The sequence below is a fragment of the Paenibacillus sp. FSL H8-0282 genome (assembly GCF_037963825.1).
Classification (GTDB): Bacteria; Bacillota; Bacilli; order Paenibacillales; family Paenibacillaceae; genus Paenibacillus_AQ; species Paenibacillus_AQ odorifer.
This window is the reverse complement of sequence record NZ_CP150146.1, coordinates 340,049-365,442: the sequence shown is the minus strand read 5'-3', so window position 1 is coordinate 365,442 and position 25,394 is coordinate 340,049. Positions and strand designations below refer to the sequence as shown.

The 25,394-nt window shown below is 46.7% G+C and carries 23 protein-coding genes; 7 read left to right on the top strand and 16 right to left on the bottom strand.

Annotation, left to right across the window (positions count from 1 at the left end):
• Positions 1-71: 71 nt before the first annotated feature.
• Entirely contained in the window at positions 72-695 is a 624-nt protein-coding gene (locus NST94_RS01615; protein ID WP_076185575.1) for a C39 family peptidase, read from the bottom strand.
• Positions 692-3,196, bottom strand: coding sequence for a PAS domain S-box protein (locus tag NST94_RS01610; RefSeq protein ID WP_339170852.1), 2,505 nt, complete (start codon positions 3,194-3,196; stop codon positions 692-694). The genes NST94_RS01615 and NST94_RS01610 overlap by 4 nt, the downstream gene beginning before the upstream one ends.
• A 280-nt stretch (positions 3,197-3,476) precedes the next feature.
• Between NST94_RS01610 and NST94_RS01605 the strand changes: the two genes are divergently transcribed.
• Positions 3,477-4,292: a hypothetical protein gene (locus tag NST94_RS01605; protein ID WP_076220534.1), complete on the top strand. Its 816-nt coding sequence runs from the start codon at positions 3,477-3,479 to the stop codon at positions 4,290-4,292.
• On the opposite strand, the gene NST94_RS01600 is transcribed toward NST94_RS01605, so the two are convergent.
• Positions 4,285-5,061: a YheC/YheD family protein gene (locus NST94_RS01600; RefSeq protein ID WP_232061115.1), complete on the bottom strand. Its 777-nt coding sequence runs from the start codon at positions 5,059-5,061 to the stop codon at positions 4,285-4,287. The genes NST94_RS01605 and NST94_RS01600 overlap by 8 nt on opposite strands.
• A 181-nt stretch (positions 5,062-5,242) precedes the next feature.
• Between NST94_RS01600 and NST94_RS01595 the strand changes: the two genes are divergently transcribed.
• Positions 5,243-6,382 (top strand): glycosyltransferase family 4 protein, encoded by a 1,140-nt coding sequence (locus NST94_RS01595; RefSeq protein ID WP_339281569.1) that lies wholly within the window; start codon positions 5,243-5,245, stop codon positions 6,380-6,382.
• A 436-nt stretch (positions 6,383-6,818) separates the two neighbouring features.
• On the opposite strand, the gene NST94_RS01590 is transcribed toward NST94_RS01595, so the two are convergent.
• Complete coding sequence (locus NST94_RS01590) at positions 6,819-8,060, bottom strand: DUF445 domain-containing protein (protein ID WP_076220722.1); 1,242 nt, start codon at positions 8,058-8,060, stop codon at positions 6,819-6,821.
• Between the two features lie 306 nt (positions 8,061-8,366).
• On the opposite strand from NST94_RS01590, the gene NST94_RS01585 reads away from it, so the two are divergent.
• Entirely contained in the window at positions 8,367-9,239 is an 873-nt protein-coding gene (locus NST94_RS01585) for a Cof-type HAD-IIB family hydrolase (RefSeq protein ID WP_280753336.1), read from the top strand.
• Between the two features lie 465 nt (positions 9,240-9,704).
• Here NST94_RS01585 and NST94_RS01580 read toward each other — a convergent pair whose 3' ends face one another.
• The 3 genes from NST94_RS01580 to NST94_RS01570 form a co-directional block, all read right to left on the bottom strand.
• Positions 9,705-11,084: a sugar phosphate nucleotidyltransferase gene (locus NST94_RS01580; protein WP_339281568.1), complete on the bottom strand. Its 1,380-nt coding sequence runs from the start codon at positions 11,082-11,084 to the stop codon at positions 9,705-9,707.
• Between the two features lie 2 nt (positions 11,085-11,086).
• On the bottom strand, positions 11,087-11,923 hold the full coding sequence (locus NST94_RS01575; RefSeq protein ID WP_248549146.1) for a DUF6492 family protein: 837 nt from the start codon (positions 11,921-11,923) through the stop codon (positions 11,087-11,089).
• A gap of 651 nt (positions 11,924-12,574) precedes the next feature.
• A complete protein-coding gene (locus NST94_RS01570) occupies positions 12,575-12,742 on the bottom strand; it encodes a hypothetical protein (RefSeq protein WP_339281567.1) in 168 nt (55 codons plus the stop codon).
• A 283-nt stretch (positions 12,743-13,025) separates the two neighbouring features.
• On the opposite strand from NST94_RS01570, the gene NST94_RS01565 reads away from it, so the two are divergent.
• Positions 13,026-15,323: a UvrD-helicase domain-containing protein gene (locus NST94_RS01565; protein WP_339281566.1), complete on the top strand. Its 2,298-nt coding sequence runs from the start codon at positions 13,026-13,028 to the stop codon at positions 15,321-15,323.
• A 65-nt stretch (positions 15,324-15,388) separates the two neighbouring features.
• Here the strand turns inward: NST94_RS01565 and NST94_RS01560 are convergent, their stop codons facing one another.
• From NST94_RS01560 to NST94_RS01550, 3 genes are all read right to left on the bottom strand, one after another.
• Complete coding sequence (locus tag NST94_RS01560) at positions 15,389-15,973, bottom strand: 50S ribosomal protein L25 (protein WP_076101172.1); 585 nt, start codon at positions 15,971-15,973, stop codon at positions 15,389-15,391.
• An 87-nt stretch (positions 15,974-16,060) separates the two neighbouring features.
• A complete protein-coding gene (locus NST94_RS01555; RefSeq protein ID WP_076186146.1) occupies positions 16,061-17,005 on the bottom strand; it encodes a DUF1861 family protein in 945 nt (314 codons plus the stop codon).
• The gene (locus tag NST94_RS01550; RefSeq protein ID WP_051491502.1) at positions 16,971-17,267 is read right to left on the bottom strand and encodes a helix-turn-helix transcriptional regulator; all 297 of its coding nucleotides are present in this window, start codon (positions 17,265-17,267) and stop codon (positions 16,971-16,973) included. The genes NST94_RS01555 and NST94_RS01550 overlap by 35 nt, the downstream gene beginning before the upstream one ends.
• A gap of 216 nt (positions 17,268-17,483) precedes the next feature.
• Here NST94_RS01550 and NST94_RS01545 point away from each other — a divergent pair, with 216 nt between their 5' ends.
• From NST94_RS01545 to NST94_RS01535, 3 genes are read left to right on the top strand one after another with little or no spacing between them, the layout of a single operon-like run.
• Positions 17,484-18,665, top strand: a complete 1,182-nt coding sequence (locus NST94_RS01545) for a glycosyltransferase family 4 protein (protein WP_076275948.1) — start codon at positions 17,484-17,486, stop codon at positions 18,663-18,665.
• Positions 18,665-19,771 carry a glycosyltransferase gene (locus NST94_RS01540; protein WP_339281565.1) on the top strand — a complete coding sequence of 369 codons (1,107 nt, stop codon included), beginning with the start codon at positions 18,665-18,667 and terminating at the stop codon, positions 19,769-19,771. Before NST94_RS01545 ends, NST94_RS01540 begins: the two co-directional genes overlap by 1 nt.
• Positions 19,764-20,843 (top strand): mannose-1-phosphate guanylyltransferase, encoded by a 1,080-nt coding sequence (locus tag NST94_RS01535; RefSeq protein ID WP_036687341.1) that lies wholly within the window; start codon positions 19,764-19,766, stop codon positions 20,841-20,843. Before NST94_RS01540 ends, NST94_RS01535 begins: the two co-directional genes overlap by 8 nt.
• Before the next feature lie 104 nt (positions 20,844-20,947).
• On the opposite strand, the gene NST94_RS01530 is transcribed toward NST94_RS01535, so the two are convergent.
• From NST94_RS01530 to NST94_RS01505, 6 genes are all read right to left on the bottom strand, one after another.
• Positions 20,948-21,184 carry a hypothetical protein gene (locus NST94_RS01530; protein WP_036687339.1) on the bottom strand — a complete coding sequence of 79 codons (237 nt, stop codon included), beginning with the start codon at positions 21,182-21,184 and terminating at the stop codon, positions 20,948-20,950.
• Positions 21,185-21,294: 110 nt separating this feature from the next.
• The gene (locus tag NST94_RS01525) at positions 21,295-21,612 is read right to left on the bottom strand and encodes a hypothetical protein (protein ID WP_036687337.1); all 318 of its coding nucleotides are present in this window, start codon (positions 21,610-21,612) and stop codon (positions 21,295-21,297) included.
• Between the two features lie 57 nt (positions 21,613-21,669).
• A complete protein-coding gene (locus NST94_RS01520; RefSeq protein WP_248549153.1) occupies positions 21,670-22,545 on the bottom strand; it encodes an alkaline phosphatase family protein in 876 nt (291 codons plus the stop codon).
• 4 nt (positions 22,546-22,549) lie between these two features.
• Positions 22,550-23,593: an ABC transporter ATP-binding protein gene (locus NST94_RS01515; protein WP_248549154.1), complete on the bottom strand. Its 1,044-nt coding sequence runs from the start codon at positions 23,591-23,593 to the stop codon at positions 22,550-22,552.
• A complete protein-coding gene (locus tag NST94_RS01510) occupies positions 23,590-24,393 on the bottom strand; it encodes an ABC transporter permease subunit (RefSeq protein WP_076186152.1) in 804 nt (267 codons plus the stop codon). Before NST94_RS01510 ends, NST94_RS01515 begins: the two co-directional genes overlap by 4 nt.
• Positions 24,390-25,310, bottom strand: a complete 921-nt coding sequence (locus tag NST94_RS01505; protein ID WP_248549155.1) for an ABC transporter permease subunit — start codon at positions 25,308-25,310, stop codon at positions 24,390-24,392. The genes NST94_RS01510 and NST94_RS01505 overlap by 4 nt, the downstream gene beginning before the upstream one ends.
• Positions 25,311-25,394 lie beyond the last annotated feature (84 nt).

Genomic DNA, 25,394 nt, shown 5'->3' with positions numbered 1-25,394 from the left:
TAGTATGATCGTCTAAGTAGTGCAAACGTTTGGACTCAAATTTTTCAAGCTATTTTGTCAGGACAATCCCTCTACCTCGATGCATCGTCAATATCTAGCCCAACCATCGTAATAATATCTTTATTCGCAAAATACGGAATACGCCGTTCTTTCCCTAGAGTGACTCTACCGTCCTTGTACCGCACACCATTATCGTGAACAATCAGGTTAGCACGCTCTCCGTCCTCAAATCCCTCATATCCTATACCTAGTACCCAATGGTAGTCGTAAGTAAACTCACCTCTCCACCGCAGACGAAACCACTTATCAAATTTAACAGCCACAGGCCGGCCGGCATCAATTTCTGTTTTATATACTTCAAAATCATTAAACGTAGTAATAAGTAACTTTTGCTGATCCTTAGGTAAAATCACTGAATGGATATAGTTCTTCAGTCCTTTGGTAAAACGGCGCACACTCATCCCCCAAGGTCTTCCACCGTGATGGCTGTATATGTAATTAATATGAGCGGCTTTGGAAGGAAAATGACCTTTGCCCCGAATAAAGTCCGCTCCTAAATGGGTGTTCCAATACTCCGCTAACGCGGCCATCGTAGCTGGGCCACATGCAGAGGACGGGGATTCGACCCCAACCTCCCACTGTGTATATGGCTCCGCAGGCAGTTTCTTGCTAATCCGAGGCTGTCCATGCTTCATTCGGATAGATCCCCTCTTAAAGGGCTAGACTTAGGAGCACAATGTGGAGTTGCCTCCGGAAGTAGAATTACATTTGCACCGGCATCCAATTCTTCTTCTGCAGCTGCTGCCCCTTCCATTGTTGTCTCCCGTTCTTCTGTTTGCACTGTATCTTCCACATTTATCTCAGATTTACTACTATCAGGATTAATCTGCAGCGTGAAATAGAAATTAGAGCCCTCTCCTTCACTGCTCTCTACAGCGATAGCTCCGCCCATCAGCTCAACGAGCTTTTTACAAATTGCCAGCCCCAATCCGGTCCCGCCATATTTGCGATTAAACGAGGAATGCAGCTGATAAAAGGACTGAAACAGCCGATGCTGCTTCTCTAGAGGAATGCCGATCCCCGTATCCCTAACATTAAATTTCAAAGTTAATTTCTTTTGATCTGCGGACAGCTTCTGCTCTACGTAAATACTGATACTGCCCCGATCTGTAAACTTGATTGCATTGCTGACCAGATTGACCAATATCTGACGCAACCGCCCGGCATCGCCCATAATCAGTGGCGGGACTCCAGGTGCCATGCTGCATGATAACTGAATATTTTTCTCCAAAGCCTTAGCTGTAAATAGATCGATTACGCTGTCCAATACGGCTTGAAGCTGCACGGGCTCATTTACAATCATCATTTTTCCGGCTTCAATTTTGCTGTAATCCAGTATTTCATTCAAAATAGATAGGAGCGAGCTGCTGCTCTCCTTAATAATGTCAGTATATCCAAGCTGTTCTTCATCAAGCTCCGTCTCCGCCAGGAGATCCGTCATCCCTACAATTCCGTTCATCGGCGTACGGATTTCATGGCTCATAATAGCTAAGAACTCAGACTTAGCCTGGTCTGCTTTTTCTGCGGATTCCTTCGCCCGAATGATTTCCTTCTCATCCGTGATGTCCCGAAACACTACAACAACACCCTTCGGCTCCCCTTTATCAAACAGAGGGGTTACCTGGTATTCCGCAAGAAAGCTAGAACCGTCCTTACGCCACAAGACCGCATCTTTACTCTGATAAGATACACCTGACTTAATAGCCTTCATCAGTGGAGATTCCTGCGGCCGATAATGGCTCCCATCAAGCGCTATTTGCTGAATATGATCCAAATAAGGATGGCCCATAATTTCATCATGTTCATAGTCCAGCATTTGCAAACCTGCAGGGTTAATGAACGTCACCTTCTCCTCCATATCGAGTCCAAAGATGCCTTCTGAAACCGCATTTAAAATAAGGGTATACTCATTGCTAAGCTTCTCAATTTGTTCTGTATAACGGATGCGCTCTGTAATATCACGGGAAATCCCATACACACCCACTACTTGGTCATCTACAATGATCGGAATATTGGTAGTATTAATTTCTACAAAGTGTCCGTCTTTATGAATAAGCGTTAGATCATAGCTTTGAGGATAACCCTGGGCGGCTAAGTTAAAATGATACAAAGTCTTCTCTATGTCCTTCTCATGCACAATGGGGCCAAAGTACATTCCGATCAGTTCCTCCAGAGAATACCCGGTCAACTTCTCCAAATTCGCATTGGCAGTCAAATAGTCTCCATGCAAATTCATAGAGTACACAGCAGATGGATTGTATTCAAACAATGATTTATACCGTTGCTCGCTCTCCTTAAGCTTGAACTCGAACTGCTTGCGCTCCGTAATTTCCCGCCCAATCGCTATAATCTCCATGACATTTCCCTCATCATCATAGGTATAACGACTGCTCGACTCGAACCAGACATAGGTGCCATTCTTATGGCGGTAGCGGTAAGCTACAGCCGGAATAACGCCAGAGCTGCGGCTCTGCTCCATTAAACCTTGCATCATAACTAGATCATCGGGGTGAAGATAATTATAGGCGCTTGTCCCAACCATCTCTTCAGGTTCATAACCAAGCAAGGTACGGCTAGCTGAAGAACAATATAAGAAAACACTGTCTTTGACCGCATGACGCGAGATTAAATCCAGCGAATTCTCAGACATCAATCTATAATTGCGTTCACTTTGGCGAATTTGTTCTTCCATTTGCTGCTGCTGATCCCGATGATCCACCGTTTCCTGAGCTGCGATCTTTAGTTCCGTAATATCCTCGGCGTATACTATAATATACGAAGGGGCTTGTCCTTCTTCTGCTCCTAATCCAGAGAACATGAGAGACAGGCAAACGGGTTGACCTTCTTTGTTTAAAAAACAATGTTCCTTCTTCCAGCTGCCCGCTGGCGATTTCTGAAGCTCGTCCATTACTAATCTATAGGAGAGCTCTTTTGAATGTGCCTCTCTATTTTCCGATTCTGTAAAAAGAGCCCCGGCAAGAAACTCGGCCTCCGTAAAGCCAAGTAGATTGCAAAAAGCCGGATTGACTTTTATCCAGTTGAAATCGCCGTTATTCGAAAACAGTACGGCCATTCCTTCTGGAGACCTCATAAATGCATGATCCAGAATTGCGTTAAATTCTACCGAGCTGCCCATTTAAGCCAGACCTCCTTTGTTGCTAGTGCTAAAGCTCTCATACCTTCTTATGTCAGTATACGATAAGAGAACTGGGGAAAGAAATGTCTAGCGCATTATTTTAAATTGGAAATATTTAAATTTAAATTATTGACGCTAGCAAATAAACAACTTATATTTAAGAATAAATATATCGTTCGTGACCTATTACGATGGAAGCACCCGTAATAAAGGCTTTTGCCTTTGCTACGGGTGCTTTTTTGTTGTCTTCAGGGATACGGACAAAAGGAGGAGCAAATTAATGAACGCACTAAAGTCATTCCCCTTACTACTACTGGTGATCCTGCTATCGTTAAGCACATCAACGGAAGCTTTTGCTGCAGCAACGACTGAATTAACACCCTCTATTCAAGCGGCTTTTGATCTAACAGCTGCGACTGCCGACGGTCCTACAAGGATAAAGATGACTAATCTGTACAATGATTTATCTACTTTAAAGATGCAATACAATAATCGTGAGGAGCAGATCCGAACCCTTCACTATAATAATGAGCAAACACTGATTGCAGTACGTAAGCAAATTAAAGAGATTGATTTAGAAACCGTAGCTCAACTGGAGGCTACCGTTAAGAGCTGCAAACAGCACTATCAGCCCTTATTCGACCAGTACAATGCGCTTAATAAGCGTATCAAGATCGCCAAGGGTCTTAAAAACAAGACGTTGAATACCGTATTACAAGCCCAAGGTGATGCTATGAAGATCCTGGTTCAGTTGGCACGCAAAGAAATTAGCGACAGACAGAATCAGTTGAATGCAGCGAAACAGACACGTACCCGAAAGATAACCTATGCCCGCAAAACCTTGTCTGGCATTGATAGTCCACAGGTCTCAATTAAATCAAACAAAAGCGTAGTCACCTCATTGAATAAACGGATTTCCGCAGATTGGAGTGACTTCAAAGCAGCGATTCGCAAGCAAAACCTTACATTAACCACTCAGTCTCTGTCCTCACTCGTCTCCGGTTACCGCCAAATCGCAACACACAAGCAAAAAATCATAGAATTAGAACAAAAGATTTCTGCTGTCATTGCAAATACGAGGAAACAGATCATTTAACGGACTTTTTCTTCTCATTCGCTCTGCGGTAAGCCATTACTTTGCGGTACATGCTTTTATCAGAAAGATGTTTAAAAATATACGGGTCCGGACTAGTATTCACTTCAATAATCCAAGGCGTCATGGATCTATCCAATCCTACATCGACACCAATCTGTCTAAACCCAGGATATTTCTTATGGTAGAAACGTCCGGTATCTTCTCCTAGCTTTCTCAGGATCTTAAGCATTTGCGCTTGCTGAGCTTCGTTTAGATAAGGAGACAGCAGCTTTTCCATAGCAGTTAGTTTGCCGCCGCTATGATAGTTGGTAACAATCTTACCTTTCTCAGCTACCCGACCGATCAGACCGGTAGTTTCCCATTTGCCCTGCGGGCTGAGCTGGACCATCACACGGATATCAAAGCGGTGTTTCCCGTGCTTTAGCAAAACTATTCCTCTCTGGATCAGGTAACTACGTCCACGCGTTGCTTTCTTTAAAGATAAATGGAAGGCGTCGAAGGTTCTAAAGGTTTTGAGTCTTGTTCCACTTTGGTACTTATATTCTGTTCCATGAGCCTCTCTACTCTGCTCAACCTTCATCACACCATTGCCATAGGTACCGTATTCCGGTTTAACATAAACCATTCCATATTTCAGCAGCATAGCTTTCAGATTGACTTTACTGAATTTTATCGTTTCGGGAATCAACGGTGAAATTTCAGCGCTTCGCATGAGCACCTTGGTTTTAATCCATTTGCTGGTCAATGCAGACTTTAACTTCTTTCCCAACTGTCCTCTCCCCTGTCCCTCAAAAAATAATCACGGCCTTAGTAAGCCTTAGTATTTTATGCTGCAACTGTACAAATGGCATGAGTGAAACGCCCTCTCCGCTTTCGGATGTATCTACTGTTTACTGTGTTGCATATGGTGGAATAGGATATCCATTAGCGGATAAAAGGAGGCGTGAACCATGCACATTTGTATCATTGCACCGGAGCAGTTCCCAGTTCCGGGAGACGGTTCTGTAGAAATCTGCATTTGGGCCATTGCCAGAAGACTGGCGGAGAGACATAAGGTAACCATTGTTAGTCGGAAGGTACCTGGACTACCTGCTGCCATTATATTGGAGCAGGTCAGAATTATCCGATTGCCTGCAAGCACCCCAGCCCATTATCTTACTTCGGTATTAGAATACATTCAGAAAGAATCCTTTGACATCATTCAGGTTGATAATCGCCCCCATCTTATGTCTGCTGTAAAGAAGCAGCTTCCTCATATCCCGGTATTTCTGTTCCTGCACTCGCTTACCTTCACACCGGGTACAGATAAAGTGGCCAATGCCTTAGCAAAAGCAGATCTGATCATTGCCAACAGCCACTCCTTACAGCGAAGATTGGATCGCCGCTTCCCGCAACTGACCACAGGGATTCATATTGTCTTATTGGGAGCTGATCTTGACCGGTTTACCCCTGTGCAGATATCTGAAAAACAACAGCTTCGTAGTTTCTACAAACTCCCGCAGACCTTCACAGTTTTGTTCGTGGGTCGGGTTATACCCCGCAAAGGAGTGCCTATATTAATCCGTGCTATGTCGCATTTAAACAAACACCTCCCCGCTCATCTGGTCATCGCCGGCAAAGGCAAACCGTCGTACATACGGCAGTTGAAGCTCCTTGCACGGCGGCTGAGAGTGTCTGTTACTTTTCTAGGAAATGTGGCTCATGAGAATATTCACACCCTTTATCAGGCGGCAGACTGCTTTGTATGCCCTTCCCAGAACCATGAATCCTTCGGTCTTGTTAATGTAGAAGCTATGGCCTCCGGTCTACCTGTTATCGCTTCGAATAATGGGGGCATCCGAGAGATAGTCGCCTCTGGCCATAACGGTTATCTGGTAGAACGATATCGCGAGCCTTTACCCTTTGCCCGGTATTTGCTGCGGATAGCCCGCCATCCACAATTGGCAGTTACCATCGGATCACAAGGGAGAGCCGACGCGCTTGAAGCCTTCAATTGGCAGCGTACAGCAAACCATTTAGAACAGCTGTATCAAGCTTCTGCAACACCACAGCAAGGGTACAGAACTCTTGCAGATGGAATGCAATTGTAGACTCACCCAAAGTAGGGGCCTCCTAAGCCATCAACTGGCTGCTGGGTCCCTTTCTTTTTGAGCTTGCTTGAGCTAAACACCAATCTCCGTATGAATTAGGTAACATATGCGCATACAAGGTAGCTATCGGACACAGCTGACCCCAAACGCAGCTTTATCCCTCATTTGCAATGCTAAGGACCCTATAACCCCTATTGGCATGAAAAATGCCCCATATGAACGTAATCCATAGGAATAACGCCAGTGGAGTCCGCAAGCATGTTCCAAGAGCCAAGAACTAACAAATAACGTCATATGGGTCCTTAAGCCTCAGAGGAGGATTATTACTCCACGATGCAGACAGGCCATGAGCAACAACAAAAAGCAGCGATCCTCCCTCACGGGAGAATCGCTGCTTTTCTTTTTTTCTTATTTTACAATAAATAGTAAGTTTCATTCAAATCAATTGAATAACTGTAAGCACAAGCCCTACGACAAACCCGCATAAAGCTCCGTTCACACGAATCCATTGCAGATCTTTACCCACTTTATCTTCCAGCATATTCACTAGACTAGCGTCATCCATGCTGTCCAGATTCTCTTTTACCAAAAGACCTATTCTGTAGTGGTTAGCCTCTACAAAGGCAATTAGCGAAGCGCGAATCCGCTCTTCCCAGCTGCTGATCCATTCTTGTTCCTTGCCAATACGACGTACAAGCAGGGTATAGAGCGTGAACAGCTTGCGTCCGCCAGCCGCCCGATCTTCCTCCAACAGGGAAATTGCTTTGCTGCGAATGTTCTCCAATTGCGCATGCAGGAATTCGGTTGCTGCTTCGCCTTCAAGCTCATTCAGTGCCCATTCTTTTAATGAAGCCAGTCTAGCCTCGTCATTAACAATCTGGAACAGGGCCACTCGAATCTCGCGGATAATCTCTTCACGGTATGGGCTATCCTCTTCCCGAAAATCGCGGATACCGGACTGCAACATACCTTGCAGCATTTCACCAAGCATATCTGCATCCATAAACCCGACAAAAGCCTGAAAAGCCATACCTTTAAGTCCGCCAAGCTTCACTTCAGCCAATTTCTCGCTGGCAATCTTGCCCAGCATAGCCTTCGTTTCAGGACGTCCGCTCCAAGTAGACACCCCTTCCAGCGCATAGTCCAGAGCAGCTACATCTTTACCGTCATTCATTAACTTAGTAACTATTTTATCAGCCGCAACGCCAAGCTCAGCTTCACGAACATATTCGGAGGCTGCCTTTTGCAGAAACGGTACTGCCTTCTCTACCGGAAGACGAGACACGAATTCGCCAAGCTGCTCCAATATTTGTACTCTTGCCTTCTTTTTACTAAAGAACTTTGTCAGTAGCTTGGAGCCCATTGATATAAAGCCAAACTTACGCAGCTTGTTCTCAATGCTTTCCTTGTTAAGAAGCTCAGTCTCCATCGCGGTGATTAGTGATTGGATGATCTTATCGCGATTCTTGAGCAGTAGTGAGGTGTGTGGAATACGTAGCCCCATCGGATGGCGGAACAGCGCCGTTACCGCGAACCAGTCGGCAATCCCCCCTACCAAACCGGCCTCGAAACCACCTCTCAGTAGAATCACGGCTAGGTTTTCAGGTAGAAACAGTGTAATCAGAAACCCACATGCCATAAAGGCGAGTGACATGGTGGCTAAGTTTTTGGATCTCATAAATAGTCCCCTTTACATAAGCAGCTGCCGATGTCCTTACACAGGAAAAATACCGTCGGGTCACGTTCCACGAACATAAGCTGACGATAGATTCGGCTAGTCGGTTAGTTTGATAACTATTGTACCACGACTGAACTATTATCTAAAAATATACTGTAAAAACCTTTTATCTCTTGTTGAACGTTCATTATTGTACAGTTGCATGAAAATGGTTTTTGGTTTTCAGAATATTAATGATAAGATACAAGTAACGTTTCAATCCCCCTTAAAAAGTACCACTTTACCTGGAAAAGGAGCTCATACAATATGCTGATTGCTTTAGATATGGATGGAACATTACTGAACGAAGAAGGAAACATCAGTCCAAAAAACCGCGAAGCTATTATAAAAGCTCAGAAACTAGGTCACATTGTTATCATTGCCACAGGCCGCTCTTTTATGGATGCAGAACGTCAGCTTCGGCTAGCGGATCTGGAATGTCCTGTAGTCAGTCTAAATGGCGCAGTCGTCACATTATCTGATCGCACCCTCGCGGCAAGCACGCCGCTGAATAAAGCAGACATCATTCCCGCCCTGCGCTGGATGAACGAAATTCCGGACTTGTATTACGAGGTATACACTGAGGATAACGTTTATGTAGAGCTGAACAAACGTGTACGGTTAGAGAAATTATCTGCACTAAGCGATGATGAAGTTCCTGAAGAAGTCAGCTGGCTGCTGAAAGCAATGATCGATCAACAGTTTCAACAAGCAGCGGTAACCTATGTGGAGAGTATGGAAGAGGTGTGGAGCAAGGAGGAAAATGTTATTTATAAAACATTGGCTTTTTCTCTAAACCGAGAGCTGCTCAAGGAAGCTTCCACACGCTTCGCAGCTATTCCGGGCTTAATTATTACCGCCTCCCATGTAAATAATATCGAGATTAACCATGAAGAGGCCAACAAGGGCTCCGGTGTAACCATGCTTGCTGACCATTATGGGATCCCGCTAGCGGATGTAGCTGTCATGGGCGACAGTTATAACGATCAGCCGATGTTCGAGAAGGCCGGCTACCGGATTGCTATGGCTAACGCAGCGCCAATTCTTAAGGAAATGGCGGAATTCATTACCACCAGTAATGAGGAAGACGGAGTCGCGGCAGGAATTGAGCATCTTTTGAATAGAAAATCTAAAGAATAATTTCTATATAAAGCAGTGAATGCACAAATAGCACCGTGGGCGTTCTGCTCACGGTGCTATTTGTGGGTTTATTTTTGCTAGGTAGGGGGCTTCCATCACACTTTAGGTTTAGATTTAGCTTGTGGTTTAGCTTGTGGCTTGCCTATAGCTTACTTATCGCTTTCCTGTAGTTTACTGTGGCTTGCCTATTGCATCTCCGTCCTCTTAATAATTAGTTGTACTTCGTACAGTTAAATGCCCTCTTTTAGGCGCTAATTCGGATTTAATTGCACTCTGTACACTTATATTCAGCAAATCTATTCAAAACGTAAAAATTCGCGATTTTTAACTGTACAAACTACATCTAAATCGCAAGGGATTCGCTACTCCACGAAATAGTTGCACTGAATACATCTATTTCACTTCAGCCGGTCAATCTCCCCATGTCTACAACTGCCTCCGGGTTAAAGCGAACTACCTTTCCATTCATCCCAAATCATCAAGGAAGCTCCCCTCCCCCTCCCATTCAGCAGACACTCGTACGTAGTCATCCACCTCAGGAAATTCCAACAGTTCAATAATAATCAATTCGAGCGCTGTAATGGCCCGCAGTCCATGCTTCGTACCAGCAGGTACCGTGACCGTGTCCCCGGCGGCAACCGCATGAAGATGGCCATTCATCCGGTATTCTCCATTTCCAGAAAGAAAAGACCAAACTTCCTTAGTATGCCGATGAAAATGGTAGCTGGTGTGCTCGCCTGCCAAAATAGTTATTTTAGAGGTCGTAACCTCAATACCTGCCGCCGTACGAGAGAAGTCCAAAATGCGTGAGGTGCCCCAGCGTTTTTCTTCAATCATCGGCTTCGCCGCATGGCCCTCCAGCTTCTGCTTAATTCGTTTCGCCTGCTCTATCCCAGCAACCAAAATGCCATCTGGCCCCGACGCCACGATTAAACCAGGAGCGCCGATGATATGCACAGGACAAGAGAGTTCGTTGATCAAATGGGTACCTTTTGAATCCTCAGAAATACTCCCACTGCCAATTACTCTTCCTTGCAAATGGGGAACAAGTGCATCCCAGCTGCCAATATCCGCCCACACCCCAATATAGGGGATGACTACCGCACGCCGCGTGTGTTCTAGCACCTCATAGTCAAAGCTTCGTTCTGGCAATTGATCATAATGCTCCATAAATTCCATGTAATCTACTGGAAGATCCCGTTCCACCATACTTGAGAGCAAGTACCCTAATGAGCAGGAAAACACGCCGCAATTCCACAGTCCTCCCTGAGAAATGAACTCGACGGCTGTCGATTCGTTCGGTTTCTCTGCAAACTGCTTAACATTTAAAAAAGACGTCCCCCCTACCCCAGACCCTTCACCCGGCAGAATATAACCGAACTGTGTAGAAGGAAATTCAGGTAAAACACCAATCAAAGCAATGTCCGCTTGTGATTCGGCAAGCACACTCGGAAATTGATGAAGCTGCTTAAAAAAAGAAGCCTCCACATACGAATCCACCGGAATGACCACTACGATCTCTTTTGAGTCCATACCCTTCACAGAATGCAGATAACTCGCCGCCAGAGCTACTGCAGTAAAAGTCCCCCGTTTCTGCGGCTCTGCTAATAAAGGGACTTGAGCACCAACGGATTTGCGAGTAATCTCCACCTGACTGCGATGAGTCACAATGCAGCTTGAATCCAACAAACCTACTTCTTCCAGCCCTCTGCATACCCGTTCGATCATCGACTCCACACCGCCAGCTTCTGTTGGAAGCAGCCTTAAAAAAGCTTTTGACCTGATCTCATTTGATAGCGGCCACAACCGCTTCCCCGATCCCCCTGAAAGGAGTACGATCTGCAACCCTATCGCCCCCCTGCGCTGGATTTAGCCCCCGGTATTCTCACATACCCCTTTCGTTTATGAAAAGACAATGATCTATACTTCTCAGCCAGCTGATTCACTTTCTGCTTGGATAGCTGTCCTGCATTCATATGGAGACCTTTATTACGCGCTTTTTGAATCTTCATTCCCTCGCGATTCTTCGAATACAGGTAATTGGCATAGGTTTCGAATTCAGAAAAGGCAAATTGCTTGGAGCGGTTCATACTGTGTAAAATAGCTCGATACCAAGGCATTTGGTGTTTTGCTTCTATCTCTCTTTTCATTTGAGCCAATTGACTGCGTTCAAACAGCATGTAATGGGTCACAAATGATGATTTTGCGGTCACCTTGCGGCCCATGAGTTTCCTATAGGTTACAAAATACTGTGGTTGGCTCCAGTTCCGGCTGTAAAAGAGTGTCTTGCCATTGGCCCGAAAATGGTGGGGGGTGATCAGAACGGTATCGGCATCAATGACCAAAAAATAATCCGCCGTGCAGAGCTTGTCGCCATTCAGCTTCAGCAGCTGTTGGAATAGCCAGCCGGAACGTTCCCAGGTGCGTGAGCGGTAATGAATGTCTTTTTTCGTAATCGGCAGCACCGTATTCTCGTCAATAAAGGTACAGCCTTTTGTGCGGCAGAACTCAATCATCCGTTTCTTTTTGGGAGCAACAATTAATATCCGGCCGATGGGATGCTTAACCTGCTTTCTAACAGCGTCAATCACATGGGGAAGGGTCTGTAAATCTTTTTCAATCGCGGGAATCAGTACATCTATAGTAACGGCATGTCTGATGCGGGCCTTACTGGGCGAGGGCATAGGGTCATCTCCATATCATGTTTTTGCTTTAGGATATGAGCATGATAGGAAAAGGGAATGGGCATCACAGAATTGTTCAGGAGAGTGGCAAATATGCGCTGGACAAGCCTGCGATGCGCGGGGCAGAAATTTTTATATTATAAAAATAGAAACCGACCTGCACCCGGCACCGTTTACTGGGGCAAATATGCCTCTCTTTTCGCTTATGGAGGCGGGTTTGCCCTTATTTAGGGCATTTTTGCCTCTCTTCTACGTCGCAGCTCCTCTTCTGCTCATTTCTAGGGCATATATGCCTCTCTTTTCGCTTACGGAGGCGGATTTGCCCTTATTTAGGGCATTTTTGCCTCTCTTCTACGTCGCAGCTCCTCTTCTGCTCATTTCTAGGGCATATATGCCTCTCTTTTTGCTTATGGAGGCGGATTTGCCCTTATTTAGGGCATTTTTGCCTCTCTTCCATGTCCCAGCTCCTCTTCTGCTTCTTTCTAGGGCATATATGCCTCTCTTTTCGCTTACGGTGGCGGATTTGCCCTTATTTAGGGCATTTTTGCCTGTCTTCCACGTCGCTGCTCCTCTTCTGCTCATTTCTAGGGCATATATGCCTCTCTTTTTGCTTATGGAGGCGGATTCGCCCTTATTTAGGGCATTTTTGCCTCACATTTCGCCCACGCAGCCACATCCCAGCTTATCTACGGGATTTATACCGTACATCCCGCCCACGCAGCCACTTTCCATCCAATCTACGGGATTTATACCGTACATTCCGCCCACGCAGCCACAATCCATCCAATCTACGGGATTTATACCGTACATTCCGCCCACGCAGCCACATTCCAGCTAATCTGCGGGATATATGCCTCACATTCCGCTCAGGCAGCCACATCCCAGCCTATCTACGGGATATATACCACCGTTGTGTCCCACTCTCACACCAATCCCCAGATTTTTACTGGCTCAATATCCAACACTTTTCCTGTGCAGTAAAAAGCCTGGGATGGTATATTGTAGATTGGCTAAATTTTCGGCACATTTTAAGATGAACTCAAACATCATAGAACTAGATTTGTTGAGACCACTCTATACAGAAATAATGAAGGTGAATCTATTGAATAAGCTTTTATTTCATAATATCCCACTGGGAGCTACTGGTGAGCGGATCCCGCAAGCGGCTGTGGCCTCAGCGCAGACAAGCCAAGAGCTGGTGAAGCGGGAGGATGAGGACTCCGCTTTTTTTCGCAGGCTGGAAGAAGGCGGCATCCTGCTCAACCGTCCGCAGATTTCCGCGGTACGGCATCATAAAGGGCCGCTTCTAACACTGGCCGGCGCAGGCTCCGGCAAAACCTCGGTTCTGATCTGCCGAACCGGTTATTTGTTGTCCGTGCGCGGTGTCTCGCCAAGTCAGCTGCTATTGCTGACTTTTTCGAGTAAAGCTGCGGCTGAAATGCGCGAACGGATCGCCCTTTTACCGGGAGTAGGCCCAGCGGACGTCGCGCGGCTGCAGGCCCGCACGTTTCATTCCTTTTTCTTATTTTTCTTGCGCAGACAAGGATTGCAGCAAGAGATTTTCAGTGAGACGCGGCGCCAGCACATCCTGCTAAAACAAATCATGCGTGAGCTCGGGCTACCTAAGGATGCCTATCCACCGGAAACGCTACTCTCCCTGCTCTCTTCCTGTAAGATGAACATGGGTACCGTAGAAGGCTTGCCTGAAGGAACCACCGCTGAAAAAGAAATGAAATCCATTCTGGAAATCTACGAACAATGGAAACTAGACAATTTCAAAATCGACTTCGACGATGTCCTCTTAATCGCCTATCGGATGCTGAAGGAGCGTCCTACGCTTTTGCAGGAATTGCAGATGAGATATCTATACGTGATGGTGGATGAGTTTCAGGATACCAATGCCCTGCAGTACGAGTTAGTCAAAATCATTGCTCACCCGCAGCATAATCTGATGGTGGTTGGCGACGATGACCAGACGATTTATTCCTTCAACGGGGCACGCAGTGAATTCATTCTGGAATTCGAGAAGCTGTACCCGGGAGCAAGGGTTATTACACTTGATATTAATTACCGTTCTGGTCCAGCTATAGTCGGACTCGGTAACGGTATTATCCGGCACAATACGCGCCGGCGTTCCAAAACCCTGCAAGCTGCCAAAGGCAGCGGGAGTCAGCCCCGGTATATGCGTCCGCAGACAGCAGACGAGGAAGCTGAGCAGATGGTTGAGCATATTTTAAACGAGGTTTCGAGCGGCAAAAGAGAATATAGCGACTTCGCCATGTTATATAGAGCGTCCAGCAGCAACCGGGCCGTTCTGGAATTACTTCTTTTACGCGATATTCCCTATATTGATTATGGAGAAGGCCAATTACTGTACGAACACTGGCTAATTTCCCCGGTCGTGGATCATATGCGTCTTTCCGTGAATCGGCGGAATTTCGCGGCTATGGAGAACATCCTGCCTACTCTATATATGAACCGTGAAAAAGGTATGAATCACATCCGGCAGATGGAAGCCAGACAACCAAAGCAAGGCCCACTAATCCATCTGTTGTCCATGCCCGGCATGGAGGATTTCAAGGGCACTAAGCTTAGAGAGCGGCTGGATCTAATTCGCAATATGCGCGAGTTAACCCCAGTCCAAGCGATCCGCCAGATCCGCACGCAATTCTATGATTATTTCATCGAAGCGAATGAGCGGCATCAAGCAACCTTGCATCGCGAAACGTTAAAAGAAATGCTAGATGAACTAGAATCGTCTGCAGAGCGATTTGATAGTATTCCTGCCTTTTTAGATTTCATAGATAATGTTACGGAACGTAATGAACATAATCGTCAGCCGGGCACCAAAGAACAAGGGAATCGGATCGCGCTTATGACCATTCACAAATCCAAGGGATTAGAGTTTCCTGTGGTCTTTTTGATTGGAGCCTCTGAAGGAATTCTCCCGCATAGCTCCGCCCTGGAGGGCGACCGGCTCAAGGACCGCAAGCTGGCCGCTGCAAATAGTGGAAGTTCAAGCTTGGCTGCCCTGGAAGAGGAGCGAAGACTGGCTTATGTAGCTGTTACTAGAGCCCGGGAAGAGCTATTTATCAGTTCACCTGCGAGGCATCGGGGCAAAAAAGCAGAGGTCTCCCGCTTCATGTTATCAGCCTTCCGCTCTGCCGTTTCTTCCACAGCAACGACTACGGTGAGCAGAACAGTGACAACAAGATCCTTACCTACCAGCCGGACAACTGCGACAAGAACCCATGTCGTTGCGGTATGGAATTGTACAAGCAGTACCTGTCCTGGCTGGACACGCATGAAAGCGGGCGGAGCTGAGGATCATTTAACCTCAAAGCCCTGCCCGTTATGTAGTTCCCCTATGGCAAAGGACCAACGAGAAGTTCCTGTATGATTCAACGCAAAAAAAGGCAAGTTTCCTCTTCCCTGGAAACTTGCCTTTTTTATAAAAATATATGTTTAAGCTGGAGTTACTACCGCTTCTTCTTCCTCTTCTTCATGCACGGTCTTGATCTGGATCATTACGGTTGACGGTTCGGTCAACACTTCAATCCCGTCCTTGAAGATCAGATCAGAGACGAGCAACTGGTCGCCAATATCCAGTCCGCTGATATCCACTTCCATGGAGGTAGGAAGATCTTCAGGCATACAGCGAACTTCCACTTCATAAATTTCAACCTGAAGCGTGCCGCCTGCTTTAATCCCTACGGCTTCACCTGCAAAATGAATAGTCACCTTGCTGTCCATGCTCTTTTTCATATTTACATGTTGAAAATCAATATGCAGAATTTTGCCGGACAGGGTATCCTTCTGAATGTTCTGAACCACGACCGGAACCTCTAGCTCTTCCGATACCTTACCTTGCAGAATTGCGCGCGGATTCTTTTTGAGAATGTCCAGAAGTTCTTTTTCATTCACTTCCAACGTCAGAGTCTCTTTACCAATACCATATAATACAGCCGGAATACGTCCTTGCTTACGCGCCTGATTGATGTTGGACTTGGTGTCAGTCTTACGTGTGTTGAATTGAATAAACTTATTCATTGGGTTTCCCGCTCTCTTTGACCATAAATTCTTGTCACACCAAGTGTAACATGACCATATAATCTAGTCAAACTTACTGGAAGAACGCTAGGATTCATATTCGTCAAATGGGTCTGCGATTTCAATCTGATATGCTTCTGCGTCACTCACCCCTACAGACAATACCGCCCGGCCTCCTCCAAGACGTTTCAAGCCACCACTGAAGATGACATCCTCCAGTTCTTTGCGCTTGCCCGGGCCCGCCGGAAAATCACTGCGGACTGCTATTATTTTGACCGGAGTTGCCTTATAAGTCTCAGGATTCAGCGAAAAAGCCATGGCATAATAGTGTTTGTTTCCGGCACTATCGAAGCAAGCAATGTGGCCCAATACGCCCACCATTCCACCCCGCAGCAGATGAGCTTCATTGGCTCCCCCCCACTCTTCGGGCACGAATTGATCCTGTAAAACCTCGGCATCAATGAAGGTCTGCTCATTTAGTTCGTCCAGCGAAGGAATCACTGTGAACCCAATCTGCCCCCGCCCACCCCGCTCGCCCTGCGGCCGGGTAAATACGCCTACACTGCCATTATCAAGCTCGATAAGTCGGATATCCTTCATCGTGCCGGGACCTGAAGAAAAGTGGGTCAAAGAATCGATGTGATATCCCCGGTAGAACTGGGTCACCCAGGAGACAATCCGGTGCGGATCATCCGCTGCCGTAATCACTTCCACCCCGCCCACAATAAGTTCCCCCCTGATCCGGGTCCAGCACGGGTCCTGTAAATTGTACGTATGCGTATGCGCACGAGGTCTCCAAACCCCATCATGGCATGTAAAAAAGAAGACTTGAGAGAACTCACTGTCCCGTTCCTCAACTCTTCCCATTAGTACCTCTTCCCCGTTATACATAAACGGGGCGGTTATATTATAGACATCCCGGTGCCCAACACCCGTGAACGTCATTTTATTTACAGTGGTTGTACCGCGTCCGGCATGATATGTATCCAGAAGCTGCTTACAGGTGGCTGTCCGTGCCGGGTTCCTTGTCATCGCCGTCCTCCTCGTAATCATTTGAACGATCGATCACCCAATCGTTGTCTTCCGCATCCATGGCAATCAGCTCGCCGGGCTGGACATTAAAGTATACACATAATTTTAGCAACAGATCCCTTGGATACTGCACCATCTCATTCTTATACATTCGGCGTACCGAATCAAAATGGTAATTGATCTCTTTAGCAAGCTTGCGGATCGATAATTTCGGATCATGCCTCTCCATGACCTCACTCAGTTTACTGCGTATGACTGGCATTCCTACACCTCCTCCAATAATATATCCGCACTAACCCCAAGGCGTCAATCGAATTGACAAGATAAAACGGTCATGTTACAGTGGGATTAGGAAATAATTTGCAACATTTTTAATTTCAGAAAACCAAATACCTTTCCCTATTCAGAAAATAGAGTCTTCTTTATTTTCTTTTTTTGTATCCAGACCAATCGCAAGACCATTAGGGAGGCTCTTTGAATGAAAAATACAGTCCGTAATCACAACATCGTGTTCCTGGGAACCAGTCTGCCGCGAGAGTGCGGTATCGCCACGTTCACACAGGATCTGCTAGATGAACTTATCCACCTTCCCGGCTTCAACCCGCCCCGGATTATTGCCATAAACAACAATGAAACCTACGCTTACGATCAGCAGGTAATACGGCAGATCGACCAGCATAATTACGCAGATTATATAGATACGGCCGATTTCCTCAACAATTCCGATACCGATTTGTTGGTCATCCAACATGAATTTGGCATCTACGGCGGAGAAAGCGGTGAATACCTGCTGCCCTTTGTCGAACGTTTGAACATTCCGTATGTTGTTGTTTTTCACACAGTGTTGACCAAGCCCTCCCCTAAGCAGCATCAGATCATCCGATGTCTGGCCGAGCGTAGCGTGCAGGTCGTGACGATGGCGGAATCAACCCTTACTGATTTATCTACTATTTATGAGATCCCAGTTTCCAAAATCACATTCATCCATCACGGTGTCCCTCAAGTGAGCACAGCTTCACGCTCCAGCCTCAAAGCACAATACGGTTATCCAGACCGCAAAATCCTCTCCACCTTCGGCTTCCTCAGTCCCGGCAAAGGGATTGAATACAGCATCGAAGCCATGCGCGGCGTGGTCAAGCGACATCCCGAAGCACTTTACATTGTTTGGGGCAAGACCCATCCGGTCGTCAAGCTGGAATCCGGGGAAGTTTACCGCCAGAAACTGACGGACCTCGTAGAAATGTTTGACCTGCAGGACAATGTCCAATTCGTCGATAAGTTGCTGACCCAAGAAGAAGTAATAGAGTCCTTGGTCATGTCAGATATCTATGTGACTCCTTATCTGGGTAAGGATCAGGCCGTCAGCGGCACCCTGGCCTACGGAGTCGGTTATGGCCGGGTTATCGTGTCTACCCCTTACCGCTACGCCCAGGAAATGCTGGCAGAAGGCCGCGGTCTACTGGCTGATTTTCATGATTCTGCTTCCTTGGAAGCCTGCATTTTGCGCTTGCTGAACAGCCCTGCTCTGGTGCAAACGATGGAAGACCGTACGTTGAAGCTCGGGCTCACTATGCGCTGGAACGAAATCGCCAAAATCTATGCCGCCTTGTTCCACAGCCATATCCAGAGCTCGGCGTCAGCTGATCGGAGCGTGATTTAATGGAAACCTCCACCACAGTACAGTCTAAACCAGGCTATATGCGCAGAATCACGGACGATACAGGAATCTTTCAGCATACCAAGTTTGGGGTTCCGGACCGTTCCAAGGGCTACACTACCGATGATAACGCCCGCGCCCTGATTGCTGCGGTCTTAATGTACGAGAATTCCCGGGATGCCGTGGCACTCGATCTCATTCATACGTATATCTCTTTTATCTATCATTCCCAGACAGCGGACGGCAATTTTCGCAATTTCATGGATTATAACCGCTCCTTTATAGAGGATAAAGGTTCTGAAGATTGCCAGGGACGTACCTTGTGGGCACTCGGGTTCGCCCTGTCGCATGCTGCTTCCCTGCCCGATAACCTGATGAATACCTGCCGGTATTTGATCAATCAGGCACTGCCGCATCTGGAAGCCTTGGGCTCACCTCGGGCTGGAGCCTATGCCATCATCGGCCTAAGTTATCTTACCGAAGCACCGGGCTCATTAGGTTATGCTTTTCCATACCCGCATACTGAAAACACGACCGAAGAAGCCGCCTTTCTGCCAAGGGCAACCATTGAGAGTCTGATCGAAAATATTGCGGTTCGGCTGCATAATCAATATACCCGCTATAAGGGGCACGGCTGGAATTGGTTCGAGGACAGCATCACTTATGGCAATTCCATGCTGCCCTGGGCTCTGCTTCGGGCCTTCCTGATCTCCGGGAATAAAGACCTGCGGGAGACCGCCAAGGAAAGCCTGGATTTCCTAGCTTCCACCACCTTCTCCAGCAAAGGTTACTATAAACCGATCGGCAGCCATGGCTGGCTGCTGCGTGATGGGCTGGCTGCACCCTATGATGAACAGCCCATTGAAGCCTGCGAGATGCTGCTGGCCTGCCGGGAAGCAGCTGTTGTTCTTGAGGACCCCGCCTATCTTGCGCAGGCAGAATTATGCTACAACTGGTATCTAGGGCATAATTCCTTGGCAATCCCTCTGATCGATCCGCAGACTGGTGCTTGTTATGACGGCATCCATGCCGCGGGGCTCAACCTGAACCAAGGCTCGGAGAGCATTATATCCTTCACAATTGCCCGGTTGGTGATGCATCATGAATAAATATGCTACGATCCTAGCCGGCGGGGGCGGAACACGGTTTTGGCCCCTGTCCAGACAAGAAATCCCAAAGCAGCTGCTGAATATTAGTGGCAACGACATTATGCTAAACGATACGATTGAACGCTTCAAAGGGATTATTCCTCAGGAGAATACAGTTATCGTTACTAATCGTACCCAAGCAGTATTGTTGGAGAGTATTATGCACAGCAGCGTTCTCAAAGCTAATATTCTAATTGAACCTGTGGCGCGAAATACAGCCGCTAGCATTCTTTTTGCAGCATTATCTATAGAGAAATCTCATGGCAATTCCTTAATGGTCGTCCTGCCTTCCGATCACTATATAACGGATGAGGAACAATTCCGTCTTACACTAGACGAAGCCTGTACTGTTGCCATGGAGTCAGACAAAATAGTAACCATCGGAATCAAGCCTACTTTCCCATCTACTGGCTACGGCTATATTGCCTTTGATAAGACGCCGATTGCGACAAGCCCAGTGGCTGTATATGATGTAGATGAATTTGTAGAGAAACCAAACTTTCAGAATGCACAGAGTTATCTGGCATCCGGTAATTATCTATGGAATAGTGGGATTTTTATTTGGCAGACCTCTGTCATTATTGATAATTTCAAACGTTATCTACCTCGACTCTACAAAACCATGCTGCCCATCAGTGATTGTTTGGGTACAGATCAGGAAGAGGAAGTTATTAATGCCATCTATCCAACGCTTCAGAATATTTCGATTGATTACGGCATTTTAGAACGCTCTGATGAAGTTGTCGTGCTTTCCGGGCAGTTTGGCTGGAATGATATTGGCAGCTGGGATGCACTGGGTTCAATCTTCCCTCCGGATGATGCAGGCAACATTATAAAAGCAAATCATGTGGGGATAGATACCCATAATTCAATCATCTATGGAAATGGCAGACTGATCACGACCATTGGTGTAGACGGGTTCATCATTGCGGATACTGGGGATGCACTATTAATCTGTCCCAAGGACAAAGCGCAGTCAGTCAAAGATATCGTGGAGCTTCTAAAGGAACAGGGAATGACCGAATATATCTAACTAACAAAGAATGTAAAAAGACGGGCCATTGCAGTACATGCATGGTCCGTTTTTTATCTCATTATATAAGTTGAACAGTTTATAAATTTTTTTAAGCGCGAAACCTAGGTCCAAGCCCACAAGAACCCGTCTCGATCCCAAGCAATTCTCCCGCCATGGAGTTTCCGGAAAGCTTTCTTCACTTCTTTGGAGAGTGAGGCATTGCCGTTCTCATTCACAAATACAAATTGTTCTCCAAAATTCTCTTTCACATATTCAATCGCCGCCGTCTGATGCAAGGTACCCGTAAAACGAATCTCCTTCACCATCCATTCTGCTACTTCTTGTGCGGTTATTTCCATATGGATGCGCCTCCTCTCTGTGCTTACTGCTAAAATGTGCCCTCATTATAACATGAATACAGCCCAACCGGACAAACGTCCGAATTGGGCTGTATTGAAGTCATTTTACATCATTGTGGATAGATATGGTTCGACGGATAACGGGACTTCTGTCCTCCACTCACCATCAACAGAATCCCAGTAATTAAGTGCAAGAACCAGCCCACAAAAGGAATCCATGCCAATAAAGAAGTTATAATTCCTAGCACTGAACCGTAGATAGACTCACGGTCTCTTGAAGATAAAATCAATGTAATCACATGTAGAATAAACATCAACCCCAGAACGGAATACCCCGTGCCAATAACAATAGCAGCACCCAGAATTGGAATTGCCAAAATAATTTCACAGGAACCCGTAATCCATTTCATAGCTTTAGAAGCGCTCAATAAACAACCTCCTAATTGGGTAAAATATATGATTTTTCTCGTGCTAATTATTTTATTTCATACCAACGGCAAAGGTTCTTCCACTTTGTCATGAGATTGCTTCTGCACAAGTGGAGGCAAGCCCTCCTTACTCATTGCTGCCGAAGGGGCCAGCCCCAAACAGTGGCACATTAAAGGAGCCATTCGCAGCTGTGGCAGCATTTCTTCCTCTTTTTCTGAAGATAATACATCTACCCCAAACGTATATAATGGCACATTTCGCTCGGAAGGGGTTATCCCGCCGTGGTACCCATTTGCGTTCATTCCGTGATCTGCCGTAATCATAATCTTATAGCCCTGTTCCATCCAAATAGGCAAAACAGTGGCCAGCAGACCGTCGGCATTACGCACTGAAAGCTCATATTCTTTACTCTCGCCGCCATAACGATGCCCGGCGTCATCTATATTCATGGAGTGAATGTATAGGAAATGCGGATCATAGGCACTCCGTAAATACACCGCGTCGGCAAACACATGACTGTCGGGATAGTGATCCTCGAAATAAAAGCTGCCATGCTGAATGGGCTTCATCACATTGTGCTGATGGCGATCAGCCAGCGGATCAAAAGGGGCCGAATTATAAAGCTCACTGACCCAATGATAGGCGACAGCAGCTGTACGCAAATTAGCGGTCACTGCCAGATGGAATACGCTCTCTTCATGGCTTGGTCTCACAATATGGTTAGCCGTAATTCCATTTTCGGTCACAGGTGTCCCCGTCAAGAGCACTTCATAAAGCGGGCGTGACAGACTAGGCAATTCCGACTTCACTCGGTGACATGATATTTTCCCCTGCTCCACCAAATGCTCCATATACCCCATATATTCACGTGCGGCCTCATATCTAAGTCCGTCCAACACTACCACAATAAGTTTATTGTTCATTTCAGTCATCTTATTACGCTCCCTCTCGTTCCAGATGCAGCAGCTCAGAAGGTTTCAGAGCCAAGGTGACGTTAGCCCCTTCCACCAGCCTCAGCCAGCGTCCGTCATTTAAAAGATCAACCGTTAAGCAAATGTCTTCTACCTCTACCGTACACCTAATAATATTGCCCAACACGGAGACAGATTTAATGATGCCATCCACCAGTTGCACTCCGGCAGCAACCTCGTGAAGTCCCGCACCCTCATGCAGCAGCGTAACCGCCTCAGGCCGAATAGCAAAGCGGTCCTTCGTGCTATCTATCCCCCGGAACAACGTCATCACTTCTGATCGGGTCAATACATTGTAACTGCCCATAAACCGGGCAACGAACTCTGTCCGTGGTGCGGAGTACAACCCCTCAGGTGTGCCATCCTGCACAATCCGGCCACCGTTCATAATACAGATGCGGTCAGAAAGAATCAGCGCTTCCTCCTGATCATGCGTCACGAATAGTGTCGTCATGTTAAACCTTTTTTGGATATCACGAATTTCTGCACGTAAATTCTTGCGTATCTTAGCATCTAGTGCGCTTAAGGGTTCATCCAGCAGCAATACTTTGGGCTGCACCGCTAGAGAACGAGCCAGCGCTACCCGCTGCTGCTGTCCACCGGAGAGGGACTGCGGATATACATCCCGTTTATCCTCCAGATCGACCAATGCCAGCAATTCCGCGCAGCGATGATGGCGGGCTGATTTCGATAATCCCCGCATTTTCATTCCATACTCGATATTTTGGCTCACCGTCAGATTGGGGAACAAGGCATAAGACTGAAACACCATTCCTACCTCGCGCTTACGGGGCGGCAAACTTCCCAGATCTTTATTTTCCAAAAGAATTCTGCCGCCATCCAGCTCTGAAAGACCGGCTATGCAGCGTAGCAATGTGCTTTTTCCACAACCGGAGGGGCCTAGCAGTGTCACAAGTTCACCTTCACGGATCTCCAAATCAACATCGTCTAACACACAGGTATTCCCAAACATTTTGCGTACAGCCTGCAGCTTTAGATAATCATTCATCCCTTAACGCCCCCTCCCATCTTTTTACCGAGCTTCATGAGTACCATCGAAAGAATTAGAATAAACAGAAAATAAGAGATCGCAATCGCGCTGGCTAAATGTCCACTTTCACCAACCCTTTGATATAGATATACCTGAATCGTCTGAATATGTCCGCCAACTAACATGTTCGTAAGGACAAATTCGCCGAATAGAACTGAAAATGATAACAGTGTAGAGACGATAACCCCAGGCCATATATTAGGCAAAATCACATTCACGAAGGCCGTTCTTCGGCGGGCACCAAGCAGCTCCGCAGCATGCAGCAGTTCAACGGCATTAACCGTTAACAGACTATTGCGAATGCCCTGATACATATAGGGAAGGATGACCACAAAATATGCCCCCACTAATAAATACGCTGTTCCAGCGATATCAAAGGGACCAGAGGAATAGGTACGAATAAGACCTACCGCAGCCACAACACCAGGCACCGCATAAGGCAAAACAACAATACCTTTCATAAAGCTCTCCCAACGCGGAAAATAGAGGGTGATGACAAAAACAGCTGGCAGCATCACGGCTAGACTCAGCACCACGCTGATCAGGCATAAATAAAGCGAGGTCCAAAGCGCCTCCAGAAAGCGAATATCCTCAAACATTTCCCCAAACCAATTCAGCGTCCAAGCTCGGGGCAGCAAGGTATTCTGCCAATCTTGTGCAAAAGCATAAATACCCGTTGCCAAAAGAGGAAGCAGCAAATACACCATGAGCAGCAGCATGAAGGTGCGTGGAGCAAAGCCTGCTTTACGTATATTCATTGCCCTGCCTCCTCACGAGCTGTCCATAAACGCCGGGAAGCTTTGATTTTCACATCCGGTTTACTGAGTGCTTTCGTTCCGAACCTCTCCGCACGCCGCACCATTAAATGGTTCAGATAAACCGCCAAAATCGTAGTCAGACCAAGCAGAACAGCAAGCGTACTCCCCATTTGTGGCTGTGTAACCACATCTCCGGCAACCAGTGAACCGATACGTACCGCCAACAGATTGTAATTTCCGCCAACCAATGCGTAAGCCGTGGCATAAGCCCCCATTGCATTAGCAAAAAGAATTCCAAGTGTGCCGAAGATCGCTGGAGTTAGAATAGGCAGGCCTATCGTCTTCCAGAACTGCCAAGGCCCAGCCCCCAGTAAGGACGCTGCCTCTCTCCACTGCTCACGAATTCCGTAAAAGGACGGGTACAAAAGCAGTAAGGCTAACGGAACCTGAAAGTATACATACACCAGTATTAGACCTGACCAGCTATATAGATCAAAATCGGCAAAAACACTCCAGCCCCACTGTTTAAATAAGAGTGTAAACACCCCATTATTTCCGAGCAAAATGATATAAGCAAAAGCCAGCGGAACACCTGCGAAGTTAGAGGTCATATTCGACAGCATCAGAAGTCTATCGCGTACTCTCGGGGTAAACCGGGTAATGCAATAAGCACAAAAAAGCCCGACAATGATCCCTATCAGACTTGAGATTATGGAGATTAGCAGACTGTTCTTAATCGCCTGCATGTAATAGGCACTTTGCAACGCATGCAGATAATTGCCTAACGTAAATCCCGTTCCGTCCGCTGTGCGAAAGCTTCCCGTCAGCATGGATAGTATAGGTACCAGTTGAAAGGCTAACACCATTAGTGCAAATGGAATAAGTGCCAGGATCACACCGCGGCTTCTTTGTTTCATCTTACTCGCTCCTTGTCGCGGGAATAGAACAAAGGCGCCTTACGGCATCATGACGAAGGCGCCCTGCTTCTTTTTTGGGGAGAA

What these genes read in the sequence shown, in the direction of transcription:
- NST94_RS01615 (WP_076185575.1), bottom strand. Translation starts at nt 695, where the DNA reads ATGAAGCATGGACAGCCTCGGATTAGCAAGAAACTGCCTGCGGAGCCA.
- NST94_RS01610 (WP_339170852.1), bottom strand. Translation starts at nt 3,196, where the DNA reads ATGGGCAGCTCGGTAGAATTTAACGCAATTCTGGATCATGCATTTATG.
- NST94_RS01605 (WP_076220534.1), top strand. Translation starts at nt 3,477, where the DNA reads ATGAACGCACTAAAGTCATTCCCCTTACTACTACTGGTGATCCTGCTA.
- NST94_RS01595 (WP_339281569.1), top strand. Translation starts at nt 5,243, where the DNA reads ATGCACATTTGTATCATTGCACCGGAGCAGTTCCCAGTTCCGGGAGAC.
- NST94_RS01590 (WP_076220722.1), bottom strand. Translation starts at nt 8,060, where the DNA reads ATGAGATCCAAAAACTTAGCCACCATGTCACTCGCCTTTATGGCATGT.
- NST94_RS01585 (WP_280753336.1), top strand. Translation starts at nt 8,367, where the DNA reads ATGCTGATTGCTTTAGATATGGATGGAACATTACTGAACGAAGAAGGA.
- NST94_RS01575 (WP_248549146.1), bottom strand. Translation starts at nt 11,923, where the DNA reads ATGCCCTCGCCCAGTAAGGCCCGCATCAGACATGCCGTTACTATAGAT.
- NST94_RS01560 (WP_076101172.1), bottom strand. Translation starts at nt 15,973, where the DNA reads ATGAATAAGTTTATTCAATTCAACACACGTAAGACTGACACCAAGTCC.
- NST94_RS01555 (WP_076186146.1), bottom strand. Translation starts at nt 17,005, where the DNA reads ATGACAAGGAACCCGGCACGGACAGCCACCTGTAAGCAGCTTCTGGAT.
- NST94_RS01550 (WP_051491502.1), bottom strand. Translation starts at nt 17,267, where the DNA reads ATGCCAGTCATACGCAGTAAACTGAGTGAGGTCATGGAGAGGCATGAT.
- NST94_RS01545 (WP_076275948.1), top strand. Translation starts at nt 17,484, where the DNA reads ATGAAAAATACAGTCCGTAATCACAACATCGTGTTCCTGGGAACCAGT.
- NST94_RS01540 (WP_339281565.1), top strand. Translation starts at nt 18,665, where the DNA reads ATGGAAACCTCCACCACAGTACAGTCTAAACCAGGCTATATGCGCAGA.
- NST94_RS01535 (WP_036687341.1), top strand. Translation starts at nt 19,764, where the DNA reads ATGAATAAATATGCTACGATCCTAGCCGGCGGGGGCGGAACACGGTTT.
- NST94_RS01530 (WP_036687339.1), bottom strand. Translation starts at nt 21,184, where the DNA reads ATGGAAATAACCGCACAAGAAGTAGCAGAATGGATGGTGAAGGAGATT.
- NST94_RS01520 (WP_248549153.1), bottom strand. Translation starts at nt 22,545, where the DNA reads ATGACTGAAATGAACAATAAACTTATTGTGGTAGTGTTGGACGGACTT.
- NST94_RS01515 (WP_248549154.1), bottom strand. Translation starts at nt 23,593, where the DNA reads ATGAATGATTATCTAAAGCTGCAGGCTGTACGCAAAATGTTTGGGAAT.
- NST94_RS01510 (WP_076186152.1), bottom strand. Translation starts at nt 24,393, where the DNA reads ATGAATATACGTAAAGCAGGCTTTGCTCCACGCACCTTCATGCTGCTG.
- NST94_RS01505 (WP_248549155.1), bottom strand. Translation starts at nt 25,310, where the DNA reads ATGAAACAAAGAAGCCGCGGTGTGATCCTGGCACTTATTCCATTTGCA.